Here is a 13,992-nt window from a genome sequence, read left to right on the forward strand (position 1 = left end):
TCTCCAAAATGAATAAGCCAAACCCAAAAAACACGTTTGATTCGAACCTGAAAAAAATCAGTGATGCCAAACATCATGATCCTTTTTCAGTTCTAGGCTTACACCAACAAAAGAATAAACCATTAATCCGGGTTTTTTTACCTTATGCCGAATCCGTCCAGCTTGCCGAGAACGGCCCTGAAATGCAACGTTTGCCAGGTACCGATTTCTTTGAATATTATCCCGGAGACCAACAAATTGCCAAGCACTATCCCTTGTACTGGATAGATAAAGATGGGCAATCACATCTGGATGTAGACCCCTACAGTTTTGGCCCAGTACTGACTGAATTTGACCGGCATTTGTTTGCCGAAGGCCAGCATTGGCATATCTACCAAAAACTCGGTGCACACTTACTAAGCATAGATGACATTGACGGGGTTTACTTTGCGGTATGGGCACCCAATGCCCAACGCGTGAGTGTGGTAGGCGACTTTAATCGCTGGGACGGTAGAGTTCACGCCATGCGTAGCTTGGGCGACAGCGGTATCTGGGAAATTTTCATTCCCGGTCTGGAGGCCGGCTGCCTGTATAAATTTGAGATTCTGAATCGGCACAGTCAGGAACTGCTGGTTAAAACCGACCCTTATGGTCAACAGTTTGAGTTCAGACCACAAACGGCGGCGATAGTTACTGCCGAACACAATTATCAATGGCAAGATGAGACTTGGCTGAACCAGCGCCGCAACAGACAATGGCTACATGAACCGATGTCTATCTACGAGGTACATCTGGGTTCATGGCAACGCGATGCGCGCGGCAATTTCCTTAATTACCGTGAACTGGCCGTCACTCTGGTGGATTATGTCAAAGCGATGGGCTTTACCCATATTGAGCTGCTGCCGATTACTGAGCATCCGCTCGACATTTCCTGGGGCTACCAGACCACCGGCTATTTTGCCCCCACCAGCCGCTACGGCACACCGGACGATTTTCGTTTTTTCGTTGATACCTGTCATGCCCAGAATATTGGCGTACTGCTGGACTGGGTGCCGGCCCATTTTCCCAAAGACAGCTTTGCGTTGGCCCGCTTTGACGGCACGCCGCTATATGAACACGCCGACCCGCGTAAAGGCGAACATCGTGATTGGGGCACCCTGATTTACAACTATAGCCGTAACGAGGTGAAAAACTTTTTGCTGTCCAGCGCCTTCTTCTGGCTGGAAGAATTTCATCTGGACGGCCTACGCGTTGATGCGGTGGCCTCCATGCTATATCTGGACTATTCCCGGGAAGCCAACGACTGGATTCCGAACATCTATGGCGGCAATGAGAACCTGGAAGCTATAGACTTTCTGCGCCACTTAAACGCGGTTACCCACCAACAACACCCCGGCACCGTTATTATGGCCGAGGAATCGACCTCCTGGCCGCAGGTAACACGTCCAACCTGGACAGGTGGCTTAGGTTTCTCCATGAAATGGAATATGGGTTGGATGCATGATATTTTAAACTATATGCAACAACAGGCCATTTACCGCTCTTATCATCACGACCAGTTAACTTTCGGCTTGCTGTACGCCTTTTCCGAGAACTTTATCCTGCCGTTTTCACATGATGAAGTAGTGCACGGCAAAGGCTCCTTACTGAATAAAATGCCGGGCGACGAATGGCAGCGTTTTGCCAATTTACGTTTGTTGTATACCCTGATGTTTACCTATCCCGGCAAAAAACTGCTGTTTATGGGTTGTGAATTCGGCCAGGGTACGGAGTGGAACGTGAATCGGGCTCTGGACTGGTATGTACTGGACTACCCACATCATCATGGCTTGCTACAATTGGTGAAAGACCTGAACAAGCTCTACACTGAGCAGGTTGCTTTACATGAGTTTGATTTTGACCATGCCGGCTTTGAATGGATAGATTGCCACGATGTCCAGCAATCCATTATCAGTTACCGGCGTAAAAGTGCCGACCAGGATCTGCTTGTAATACTGAACTTTACGCCTGTCCCGCGCGAAAAATATCGCGTTGGTGTACCCAACCCTGGCGTCTATTCCGAAATCTTCAACTCGGATTCGCATTATTACAACGGCAGCAATACCGGCAACGGCCAAGCTGTCTCCGAACCCGTGCCATGGATGTCTAAACCACATTCCATTGTTGTCACCTTGCCGCCTTTGGCCGGCATTATCCTGAAAATGTAAGCTTATTCCGAAATATGAAAAAAATTCTGTTTGCCAGCAGCGAAACACATCCCTTGATCAAAACCGGCGGCCTGGCGGATGTGGCCGGTAGTCTGCCTATTGCCTTGGCCGAATTAGGCCAGGATATTCGTGTCATCATGCCTAATTATCAGGGCATTAAAAATTGTGAACCTGGACGCTATCTGTGTACTGTGCGGGTAAATAATAGCGATATTCATTTATTGGAAACCCGGTTACCTAATAGTGAGGTAGTCGTCTGGCTGGTGGATTACCCGCCGTTCTTTAACTTTCCGGGTAATCCTTACCATGACGAAAACGGTAAACCCTGGCCCAATATCGGCGATCGCTTTGCCTTGTTTTGCCGGATTGTAGTGGAAGTTGCTATGAATCGGGCTTATTTGGACTGGCAGCCAGATGTGGTGCACTGCAATGACTGGCAAACCGGGCTGGTACCGGCTTTGCTGTCTCTGGAAGAAAATCGGCCTGCCTCGATATTTACCATACACAATATGGCTTACCAGGGGATATTCCCGGCCAGTGCTTACACGCCTTTGAATCTGCCTGGTCAACTCTGGCATCAAGATGGCCTGGAATACCATGGTATGCTGTCTTTTATTAAAGGCGGTTTACAATTTGCTGACCGAATCACAACAGTCAGTCCCACCTATGCTCAGGAAATTCAAACCCCGGAGTTTGGTTATGGTCTGGAAGGATTACTGGCCTACCGGCACGATATCTTGTCCGGCATTATCAATGGCATTGATACCTCAATCTGGAATCCTGCTGATGATGTTTATCTTAATCATCATTACAGTGCCGAAAATCTATCCGGCAAACTGCAAAACAAACTTGAATTGCAGGAAAAACTAGGCTTACCCATTAATGCAGATATTCCATTGTTTGGCTTGATCGGGCGTCTGGTTGAACAAAAAGGCATCGATTTGCTGCTAAGCTGCCTGCCGGAAATGACCACACTACCTTTGCAGTTTGTGCTACTGGGCAGCGGTGACAAAAGCATAGAACTGAAGCTGGAGGATTTTGCCAGACTGTATCCCGACAAAATTGCCATCACCATCGGTTACAACGAACCGCTTGCTCATCAAATTGAAGCCGGTGCCGATATTTTTCTGATGCCCTCGCGTTTTGAACCTTGCGGGCTTAATCAGATGTACAGCCAGCGCTATGGAACTCTCCCCATTATTCGTAAAACCGGAGGACTGGCTGATACGGTAGTGGACAGCTTACCGGATAGCATGACAAACGGGACTGCCAGCGGTATCGTGTTTAACGATCCGGTACCGGCAGCACTTTTAGAAGCTATCAAACGCAGTCTGGTATTGTTTGCCCATAAGCCTACCTGGCAAAAAATTCAGCTCAGCGCCATGACCAAGGATTTTTCCTGGCAAAATAGCGCATCTCAATATTTAGAGCTGTATAGCCAAATTTAAATATTGACGGACAAGCTTCACTGAATAGCAGCAAAAAACCTTTACTTCTATCTGTCCAGCCAGCAGCGCCGTTTGTGTTTGCCAAAACATAGGCGGCGTTTATTAGCCCACACTCGACATTACCAGAGTTGACTGACTGATTTTACATGTTATGCTGTCAGCTGACGATCATCGTATTTAGACCATGTTTAATACACTTTCACTGGCAGATAGCACTCAGTACGCCCAAAAATACTGCATACAAAATAAGTCAACTCATTAATTTTAAAAATTATTATAGGTTACGAGATGAAGAATTCACAGATTTTGATCTACCGGATCAAACTCATATTGTTAAGCAGCCTGCTTAGCGGTATTTCTCTGGCGCCTGCTGAAGCGGCATCAGCGACAGCAACCGCTATTTTCGGCAATTTTTCCAGTGAGGGCCTAACAACAACGACTGGCCTAATCGGCACCGTGCAAAACAGCTCTGCACCGTTTAACAACCCCAAATACTTGGCGCATTTCAATAAAAGTGTAGGCCTGCTTCCTCACTATCCCACGCCGACTTTGACTGTAACGGCCAATGGCATCAGATCCAAAATTTTTTCCAGTGGCATCCAAATAGATACGGCATCCACTCTGGCAGATTCAGCTATCGACAACACCGTTATCAGTCTAGCCCTGAATCCACCACCACCTACAAAATCAGCGCAGTTATATCCACAGCCTTTTTTGCAGATTACTGTAAATCGGCTCAGCTCAAGCTCAAGCTTTAATCGGGTTTTCCCTAACTTTACTACCCCGACTGGCGATACCAATATCGGGTTTTTACAACTGAGCGGCAGCTTGATAAACAGTAAAACGCCTTTGCAATATAAAGGGCACCCAAGTAAGGATTATGTTTTATTTCAGAACCAGCAACTCACCGTGACACTGAACAGACAATTAATTGCGGCACTGGTGTCCTGCACTGTCGGTCCATCCAGCGGCGGCTGTCAAACCACAGCGGAAAGCATTACTACAGACGCCATTAACATCAGCATCACTAACGCTGAGATTGATGGTCAAGCCGTATCAGGGGAAATCAATATCGGCCACACTTTTGCCGAATAAATTGATATCCAGGCCAACAGAGTGCGGCTGAATTGCAAACTTCAACCGCTTGACTCATACGGCCTGGCCCCAAACTAACTGAAAAATCGCCGTAAATAATGACCGGTATGCGAGGCAGACAACTTGGCAACCTGTTTAGGGCTGCCTTCAGCAATTAATAAGCCACCGCTACTGCCACCTTCCGGGCCCATATCCACTACCCAATCGGCCGTTTTGATGACATCCAGATTGTGTTCAATGATAATTACGGTATTACCGTGATCGCGCAAGGTATGCAGGACCGTGAGCAATTGCTTGATATCATGAAAATGCAAGCCAGTGGTAGGCTCATCAAGAATATACAGGGTGGCACCAGTATCGCGCTTGGAAAGTTCCTTGGCCAGTTTAACCCGCTGTGCTTCACCGCCTGACAGAGTAATGGCATTCTGGCCCAGCGTAATATAACTCAAGCCCACATCTATCAAAGTATGCAGCTTGCGGGCCAGCATGGGTACCGCAGCAAAGAATTGCGCAGCATCTTCCACCGTCATTTCCAGCACCTCGTGTATGGTTTTGCCTTTGTAACGAATTTCCAGGGTTTCCCGATTGTAGCGTTTGCCCTGGCAAATATCGCAAGGCACGAAGATATCGGCCAAAAAATGCATTTCCACTTTGATAACCCCGTCACCGGCACAAGCTTCGCAACGTCCGCCCTTAACATTGAAACTAAAACGTCCCGGCGTATAACCTCTTGAGCGAGCTTCCTGGGTGGCGGCAAACAGCTCCCGCACCGGGGTAAAAATACCGGTATAGGTAGCCGGATTGGAGCGTGGTGTGCGGCCAATCGGACTCTGATCGATATCGACCACTTTATCAAATTGTTCCAGGCCTTCCACAGCATCACAAGGGGCCGGTATACAGCCGGCACCATTGATCTGGCGGGCAGCATAGCTGTACAAGGTGTCGTTGATCAGTGTCGATTTACCGGAACCGGACACCCCGGTAACACAGGTCAGCAAGCCTACCGGAAAACTGACATCAACATTTTTCAGATTATTACCGCTGGCGTTTTTAATCTTGATCAGTTTGTCAGGATTGCGCGGTGTGGTGTGTTTGGGTACAGCAATACTGAGAACACCCGATAAATATTGGCCGGTTAACGAGGCCGGATTGGCCTGGATCTGTTCTGGCGTACCTTGGGCAACTATATGACCACCATGCACACCGGCACCCGGCCCAATATCAACTACATATTGAGCCGCGCGAATCGCATCTTCATCGTGCTCTACCACAATCACAGTATTACCCAGGTCACGCAAGCGAAACAAGGTATTGAGCAGGCGCTGATTATCGCGCTGATGCAGACCGATAGACGGCTCATCCAGCACATACATCACGCCCACCAAACCCGCACCAATTTGACTGGCCAGACGAATCCGCTGGGCTTCGCCGCCGGACAGAGTATCGGCGCTACGATCCAGCGTGAGATAATCCAGCCCGACATTGACTAAAAACTCCAGTCTTTCCTGAATTTCCTTGTTGATTTTGGCGGCAATTTCACCTCGATGTCCGGGAATATCGAGTTGTTTAAAAAACGCCAGGGTTTGCTTGATCGGCAAGCAAGTAATGTGATGCAATGGCTGGTTCTCGACAAACACATGCCTAGCCGCCAGATTTAAACGGGCACCTTCACAGGTACTGCAAACCTGCTGCGCCAGATATTTGGCCAGTTCGTCACGCACCATTTGTGAATCAGTTTCATGATAACGGCGTTCCATATTGGCAATAATGCCTTCGAATGGATGTTTGCTGAGCTTAGGTTTGGCTGTACCCATCTGAAAACTAAAACTAATGTTTTCTTCCCCACTGCCATACAGAATAATAGCCTGCAAAGACTTTGGCAGGCTGGAAAAGGGTTGTTCCGGATCAAAGCCGTAATGGGCAGCCAGCGCAGAAATGATCTGAAAATAATAGGCGTTGCGTCTATCCCAACCGCGTATGGCCCCACCTGCCAGGCTGATGTCGGCATTATGTACCACCAATTGCGGATCAAAGTGCTGGCGCACCCCCAAACCATCACAACTGGGGCAAGCCCCTTTAGGATTGTTGAAGGAGAATATGCGTGGCTCCAATTCACTAAGGCTATAACCGCAATGCGGGCAGGCATAACGCTCAGAAAACAGCAGTTGCTGATTATTTTCCATGGAAGCGGCGATGGCCAAGCCGTCGGCCAGCCGCAATGCTGTTTCAAAGGACTCAGCCAAACGTAAGCTGATATCGTCGCGAATTTTGAAGCGGTCGATAATCACTTCTATGGTATGTTTCTTTTTCAGATCCAGCGTCGGTGGTTCATCCAGTTCATACACTTCTCCATCAATGCGGGCACGCAAAAAACCCTGAGCGCGTAAATCCTCCAGTAGCTGCACATGTTCACCCTTACGCTGATTAACCACCGGAGCCAATAGCATCCAGCGTTCACCTTCAGGCTGAGCCAATACCAGATCGACCATTTGACTGATGGTTTGGGCTTGCAGCGAAACATCATGTTCCGGACAACGCGGTATACCTACCCTGGCGTACAGCAGACGCAGATAGTCGTAAATTTCGGTAATAGTCCCCACTGTCGAACGCGGATTATGCGATGTGGATTTTTGTTCTATGGAAATAGCCGGTGACAAACCTTCAATATGGTCGACATCCGGTTTTTCCATCATGGAAAGGAATTGTCTGGCATAAGCGGATAACGATTCAACATAACGGCGCTGGCCTTCCGCATAAATGGTATCAAAAGCCAGTGATGATTTACCGGAACCGGACAGACCCGTAACCACAATCAGACTGTCCCTGGGTAAATCCAAATCTATGTTTTTTAAATTATGCGTACGGGCGCCGCGAATGCTAATCGTGTCCACTGTTGATTCCTGCAACTTGAAGAACCTGATACTATACGTGTCTTTAATGTCTTAAAGCAAAGGGGAGTTGGTTTTGACACAGGTTCAGGATATTACCAGTCCGATGACTGCCATGGAAAAGCGGGCAACCGTCTCACTGGCCAGTATTTACGCACTGAGAATGCTAGGCTTGTTTATGTTATTGCCGGTGTTATCGCTATTTACCGAACAAATGCCGGGCGCCACACCAAAATTGGTTGGGTTGACCATGGGTATTTATGGCTTGACCCAGGCCATACTGCAAATTCCGTTCGGTTTACTCTCTGATCGCATCAGTCGAAAGGCCGTCATTATCATTGGCTTACTGCTGTTTATCTTGGGCAGTGTAATCGCCGCCCTCGCTACCGATATTTACGGCGTGCTGTTGGGCCGGGCCATACAGGGCTGTGGCGCTATTTCCGCAGCGGTCATGGCCTTGCTGGCTGATTTGACTCAGGAAGTGCACCGCACCAAAGCCATGGCAACTATCGGCGCCAGTATCGGCGTATCGTTTGGCGTAGCTATCACGATGGGCCCTATCATTGCCCACCAGTTTGGCATCAGCGGCATTTTTTGGATTATCGCACTATTAGCCACACTGGCCATACCGGTGATCCGTTTTGTGGTACCGAATCCTACCAAAATTAAAATTCATCGAGATGCTGAATATATCCCTTCGGAGCTGAGTACCGTCATTAAAAACCCCGATTTGTTGCGATTGAACTACGGTATTTTTGCATTACATCTGATTTTAATGGCCAGCTTTGTGGTGGTGCCCCTATTGTTACGGGATGCCGGCCTGGACAGCGGCCGCCATTGGCTGGTGTATTTACCGGTATTGGTGACATCAATGGCGGTAATGATACCGTTCATCATTATTGCCGAGAAAAAACGCCAAATGAAGAAAGTCTTTATCGGCGCGATCAGCATCTTATTGTTGGCCAATATCGGTTTTTTGATCTTTCATGACCAGTTGATCGGCCTGATTGCCTGTTTATGGCTGTTTTTCTGCGGTTTTAATCTGCTCGAGGCCACCCTGCCCTCACTGATCTCCAAAACCGCACCTGGCGACCTGAAAGGCACGGCCATGGGTATCTATTCAAGTTCACAATTTATCGGTGCTTTTTTAGGCGGCGCCAGCGGTGGCTGGTTATACGGCGAATACGGTGTCGGTGCAGTATTTATTTTTTCGGCTGCAGTGGCTGCCAGTTGGATACTACTGGCCAGTTTTATGTCGACCCCGCGTTATTGGGCAAATCTGCTGTTATCACTGGAAACCATCCCGCCAGAACAGGGTGCCGCCTTCTCCCAACAGTTACTCAAAGTCAGCGGTGTTGAGGAAGTACGTCTACATTTTGCTGAAAATGCAGCGTACTTAAAAGTCGATAGCCAAAAACTAGATAAACAAGCTTTAAGTCACTTTTTAAAACATTGGCAGTCACACTGACCAAAGCAATATCAATACGGAGACAACCATGCTGAATAAAGTCACACTCATAGGCCGATTGGGGGCTGACCCGGAGGTGCGTTATATGCCCAGCGGCGATGCTATTACTACTATCCGGCTAGCGACGAGCCGGCGCTGGAAAGACCGCAATAGCGGTGAGCGCAAAGAAGAGACCGAATGGCATCGGGTGGTATTTTTTGCCGGCTTGGCTAAAGTAGCCGGAGAATACCTGAAAAAAGGCAGCCAAGTTTATGTGGAAGGACGCATTCGCACCAATAAATGGCAAGGTCAGGACGGACAGGATCGCTACACCACTGAGATTATTGCCGACGAAATGCACATGCTGGACAGCCGCAGCGGCGGCACGGCGAATTACGCCGATAATGCCCCGCCACTCAGCACTTATGACAATCATGGCGCAGGTTCTTCGTCTGCATCCTCTGCGGCATCATCAAGCGCCTCAGCGCCAGCGGCGTTTGATGATTTTGATGATGATATTCCTTTCTAAGGTGAGATATCTACAGTATGAATTTTTAAATTCAGCTCTAACCGTTTTCCCATGCGCCGCATCAAGCAGCGCATGGCGTGATTAAAACCACTAGATTAATTACATTAATGGCAAAATTTCCGCCAGCAGTTTGCCGTTGGTGGCCAGAATCTGTTTGGGAAATATGCCGGCATTCCCTTTAAAATCAGTAACGCTGCCACCTGCTTCCAAAGCAATTAAAGCGCCTGCAGCAACATCGTAAAGATTGAGCTCCTGTTCCCAATAGGCATCAACCTGACCATCCGCCACCAGACAAAGATCCAGGGCTGCGGAACCGAAACGGCGCTGACCGGTACTGACTTCAGCTATACGGCAAAAGCGCTGCAGATTGTTTTCGTGCAGATAAGAGCGTAAACAAGCGAAACCGGTGGAAATCATGCTATCCGCCAAATGAGTTTCGGCTGAAACCTGGATAACCCGACCATTTTTAGTACTGCCCTTGCCCTTTTCTGCTGCATAGTAATCATCCAGAGCTGGAGCATACACAGCCCCCATGATTAATTCACCATTAATTTCCAGAGCCACACTGATGCTCCAAAAATATTGGCCTTTGGAAAATGAATGGGTGCCGTCTATAGGATCGACAATCCAACGGCTGACTTGGTTGGCAGACTGGCCACTTTCTTCTCCCCAAAAGCCGTATTCGGGACATTGCTTGCCTAATGCATCTTGAAGATATTGCTCTACGGCAACATCGGCATCGGTGACCAGGTCTCGGGCGCTTTTGTGTTTTACCGCTAGTCCGTTTAAATCACTAAAATAGCGCAAAGCTATTGCGCCAGCTTCTCTGACAGTTTTTTCAAGTGCATCCGCTGTTATCGGCATTGGTTTCTCTCATAGCTTGATGGGTACTTTCAAGTCGCTACAATACCCGCGATTCATTACAATTTGTGATAGCCGGTTTCGTCGTGCAGGACAATATCCAGACCTTCTACTTCTTCATCAGCACTGACGCGCAGACCTATCAGTTTTTCCAGCAACTTTAAAATAAGATAGCTGAACACGGCACTCCAAAGTGCGGTAACACATACTGCCAAAATTTGCACAACAGCTTGATGAGCGATACTGATATTGCCCAAGCCCAAGCCACCAAAGCTTTCGGCAGCAAACACCGCAGTAAGTAAGGAACCCACAGCCCCACCAACACCATGCACCGGAAAAACATCCAGTGAGTCGTCAATTTTCAGTACCCGTTTCACATATTGGGTAGCTGAAAAACAAACGGCTCCGGCGATGATGCCTATCGCTACCCCGCCTATAGGCCCAACAAAACCAGATGCCGGGGTAATAGTACCCAAGCCGGCCACCATGCCGGTAACTATACCCAATACGCTGGGCTTACCATAGCGCAGCCATTCAATTGCCATCCAGGTTAGCGATCCGGCGGCTGCAGCCAGATGTGTAACCACAATGGCCATACCTGCGGAACCGTCCGCTTTTAAAGTGCTGCCACCATTAAAGCCAAACCAGCCGAACCAGAGCATCCCGGCACCGGTAACAACCATAGTCATATTATGCGGCGGCATGGCCGTTGCCGGAAAACCGCGTCGATTACCCAATACCAGCGCCGCAACCAAGGCGGCTACACCGGCATTGACATGGATGACGATACCTCCGGCAAAATCCTTGGCACCCAGTTGCGCCAGCCAACCATTGCCCCACATCCAGTGGCAAATAGGCATATACACGATAATCAGCCACAGCGCAGAAAACCATAACATTGCCGAAAATTTCATTCGTTCAGCAAAGCCACCGACTATTAAAGCCGGGGTAATGATGGCAAACGTCATCTGAAACATAAAATACACGGTTTCTGGAATATCGCCTATCAACGTCAAAGTATTGAAGTTTGGGAGAAACATTTTTGCCGCACCACCAATTAATGGCTGATTAGCCCCCCCATCTGCAAAGACAAAGCTATAAACACCCGCTAACCACAATAAAGAAACCAGACAGGTGATGGCAAAACATTGCATCATCACGGATAACACATTTTTACTGCGCACCAGTCCGGCATAAAATAGAGACAAACCTGGTAAGGTCATGAACAACACCAAGGCTGTAGATGTTAGTACCCAGACTGTATTAGCCTGGTTGATTTCTTGTGCGGAACCCCAGGTAGGCAGCATTAAGCTAGCCAAAATTATTATGATTTTCATGATCAAAATGCCAATCGCACTGCAATTTTAGGCATTTGGCGGCAGGTAACTGGCAGAGGTTTGGCAACTGGGAGAGCCTAGAGAGGCATAGGGCATCCACTGCACTCCCTGCCACCAAACTCGCAGGGCCATAAATATTATTTAGATTAAATCCACACCACGCTTAGTACAGCGTAGGTATGGTAAACAGCTGGCTTAAAGCTTATTAAAGCTCTAGGCACTCAAGATTTGAGACTAAATCGCTTCTTCGCCGGTTTCTCCGGTTCTGATGCGGATAACCTGCTCCAAAGTTGATACAAAAATTTTACCATCACCAATTTTACCGGTATTGGCGGCTTTAACTATGGTTTCTACAGCCTGATCGAGTATGGTATCGACCACAGCGATTTCTAGTTTTACTTTAGGTAAAAAATCAACTACATATTCGGCTCCCCGATACAGTTCGGTATGACCTTTTTGTCTGCCAAAGCCTTTGACTTCGGTCGCCGTAACCCCGGACACACCAATTTCGGATAATGCTTCTCGAACATCATCCAGCTTAAATGGCTTGATAATCGCAGTAATAAGTTTCATGTGTTCCCCTCGAAATAATTTTAAGTAATCTGTATTGCCAATAATAAAGAATTATTGGGCAAGGTACAATTCATTGCCGCATACTGTGTGAATACTTTGCACTTAAAGCGCTTGCTTTCATACAAGTATTATGCAATCCAGTGTAAAAACAAAAAAGCGGTCCGTCGTCAGACGGCCCGCTTTTTTGGGCTATAACAAAGTCTAAAACAGTCTATTGGTGATAGGCTGATTCACCATGTTCGGCAAGATCCAGACCTTCCCGCTCAGTCGCCTCACTGACTCTCAGACCAATGGTCAAATCGGCAATTTTAAATGCAACAAAGGCAACCAGACCAGACCAGACCAGAGCAATACCCACACCCCAAGCCTGACTGATTAATTGAGTAACAGTATCGTATTCGGCCACTGCATTACTGACGTAATCGTACACACCAGTGCCGCCTAAAGCGGGATTAGCAACTATCGCTGTGCCCAATGCACCGAGAATACCACCGACACCATGCACACCGAAGGCATCCAGAGAGTCGTCGTATCCAAGCACTTGTTTCAGGCTGGTAACTGACCAAAAACAAACGGCACCAACAGCAAATCCCAGGGCAATGGAGCCCATAGGACCGGCCCATCCGCAAGCAGGGGTAATTGCCACCAAGCCAGCCACCGCACCTGATGTCGCACCCAACATGCTGGGTTTGCCACGAATCAGCCATTCGGCGGCAACCCATGATAAGGTGGCCGCAGCAGCAGCCAATAAGGTATTTACAAATACCAATGCTGCTAAACCATTAGCCTCCAGATTGGAGCCTACGTTAAAGCCAAACCAACCCACCCACAACAAGGAAGCACCTATCATGTTCATGGTAACACTATGTGGCGCAATAAATTCCTTTTTGTAACCAATGCGTTTGCCAACCAACAAGCAGCCAACTAAACCAGCAATACCGGCATTGATATGCACAACGGTTCCACCGGCAAAATCCAGTGCGCCTTTTTGGAAAATAAAGCCCGCAGTAGCCGCCGCTTTTTCTGCTGCAGCTGCATCGGTGTAAGCATCTGGACCAGCCCAGTACCAAACCATATGGGCCATTGGTAAATAAGCAAAGGTAAACCAGATGATAGTGAATAACAGGATGGCCGAAAACTTAACCCTCTCAGCAAAGGCACCGATAATCAACGCCGGAGTGATTGCCGAAAAAGTCAACTGAAAGGCAACATAGATAAATTCCGGAATATAGACACCTTTACTAAAAGTGGCTGCGGGAGATTCCGGGGTAATTCCGAATAGAAAGGCTTTACTCAAACCGCCAAAAAACGGATTTCCTTCGGTAAAAGCGATGCTATACCCATAGACAGCCCATAAAATAGCAGTCAAGGCAAAAATCACAAACACTTGCATCAGAATGGACAGCATGTTTTTAGCGCGAACCATACCGCCGTAGAATAATGCCAACCCTGGAATGACCATCAAAGCAACCAAGATAGTCGCAACAATGATCCAGGCGGTATCACCTTTGTTTATGGATATTACCGGCGCAGCAGCAGCTTCCTCAGCCGAACAAACCCCGCTAAAAACGGCCATTGCCATTAAAGCCAGGACAGCTAACAATCGTTTCATATTATGTCTCCTCGTA

At 48.0% G+C, this 13,992-nt stretch carries 10 protein-coding genes; 5 read left to right on the forward strand and 5 right to left on the reverse strand.

The annotated features are described in order from the left end of the window. The first annotated feature begins 8 nt into the window (after positions 1-8). The 3 genes from glgB (at position 9) to KEF85_RS13980 (ending at position 4,729) form a co-directional block, all read left to right on the forward strand. Positions 9-2,186, forward strand: coding sequence for a 1,4-alpha-glucan branching protein GlgB (gene glgB / locus KEF85_RS13970; protein WP_215581587.1), 2,178 nt, complete (start codon positions 9-11; stop codon positions 2,184-2,186). Positions 2,187-2,200: 14 nt separating this feature from the next. Further along, the gene (glgA, locus tag KEF85_RS13975) at positions 2,201-3,634 is read left to right on the forward strand and encodes a glycogen synthase GlgA (RefSeq protein WP_215581589.1); all 1,434 of its coding nucleotides are present in this window, start codon (positions 2,201-2,203) and stop codon (positions 3,632-3,634) included. 288 nt (positions 3,635-3,922) lie between these two features. After that, on the forward strand, positions 3,923-4,729 hold the full coding sequence (locus KEF85_RS13980; RefSeq protein WP_215581601.1) for a hypothetical protein: 807 nt from the start codon (positions 3,923-3,925) through the stop codon (positions 4,727-4,729). Between the two features lie 74 nt (positions 4,730-4,803). Here KEF85_RS13980 and uvrA read toward each other — a convergent pair whose 3' ends face one another. Continuing rightward, positions 4,804-7,620, reverse strand: coding sequence for an excinuclease ABC subunit UvrA (gene uvrA / locus KEF85_RS13985; protein ID WP_215581604.1), 2,817 nt, complete (start codon positions 7,618-7,620; stop codon positions 4,804-4,806). Positions 7,621-7,693: 73 nt separating this feature from the next. Between uvrA and KEF85_RS13990 the strand changes: the two genes are divergently transcribed. Then, positions 7,694-9,085, forward strand: a complete 1,392-nt coding sequence (locus KEF85_RS13990; protein WP_246534956.1) for an MFS transporter — start codon at positions 7,694-7,696, stop codon at positions 9,083-9,085. A gap of 28 nt (positions 9,086-9,113) precedes the next feature. Then, a complete protein-coding gene (ssb, locus tag KEF85_RS13995) occupies positions 9,114-9,593 on the forward strand; it encodes a single-stranded DNA-binding protein (RefSeq protein WP_215581607.1) in 480 nt (159 codons plus the stop codon). A gap of 99 nt (positions 9,594-9,692) precedes the next feature. Here the strand turns inward: ssb and KEF85_RS14000 are convergent, their stop codons facing one another. The 4 genes from KEF85_RS14000 to KEF85_RS14015 form a co-directional block, all read right to left on the reverse strand. Then, complete coding sequence (locus KEF85_RS14000) at positions 9,693-10,457, reverse strand: inositol monophosphatase family protein (RefSeq protein WP_215581611.1); 765 nt, start codon at positions 10,455-10,457, stop codon at positions 9,693-9,695. Positions 10,458-10,513: 56 nt separating this feature from the next. Next, positions 10,514-11,791 carry an ammonium transporter gene (locus tag KEF85_RS14005; protein ID WP_215581616.1) on the reverse strand — a complete coding sequence of 426 codons (1,278 nt, stop codon included), beginning with the start codon at positions 11,789-11,791 and terminating at the stop codon, positions 10,514-10,516. Between the two features lie 234 nt (positions 11,792-12,025). Then, positions 12,026-12,364, reverse strand: a complete 339-nt coding sequence (locus tag KEF85_RS14010) for a P-II family nitrogen regulator (RefSeq protein ID WP_215581618.1) — start codon at positions 12,362-12,364, stop codon at positions 12,026-12,028. Positions 12,365-12,575: 211 nt separating this feature from the next. Next, positions 12,576-13,976, reverse strand: coding sequence for an ammonium transporter (locus KEF85_RS14015; RefSeq protein WP_215581620.1), 1,401 nt, complete (start codon positions 13,974-13,976; stop codon positions 12,576-12,578). Positions 13,977-13,992 lie beyond the last annotated feature (16 nt).

It is taken from the genome of Methylomonas paludis (genome assembly GCF_018734325.1).
Classification (GTDB): Bacteria; Pseudomonadota; Gammaproteobacteria; order Methylococcales; family Methylomonadaceae; genus Methylomonas; species Methylomonas paludis.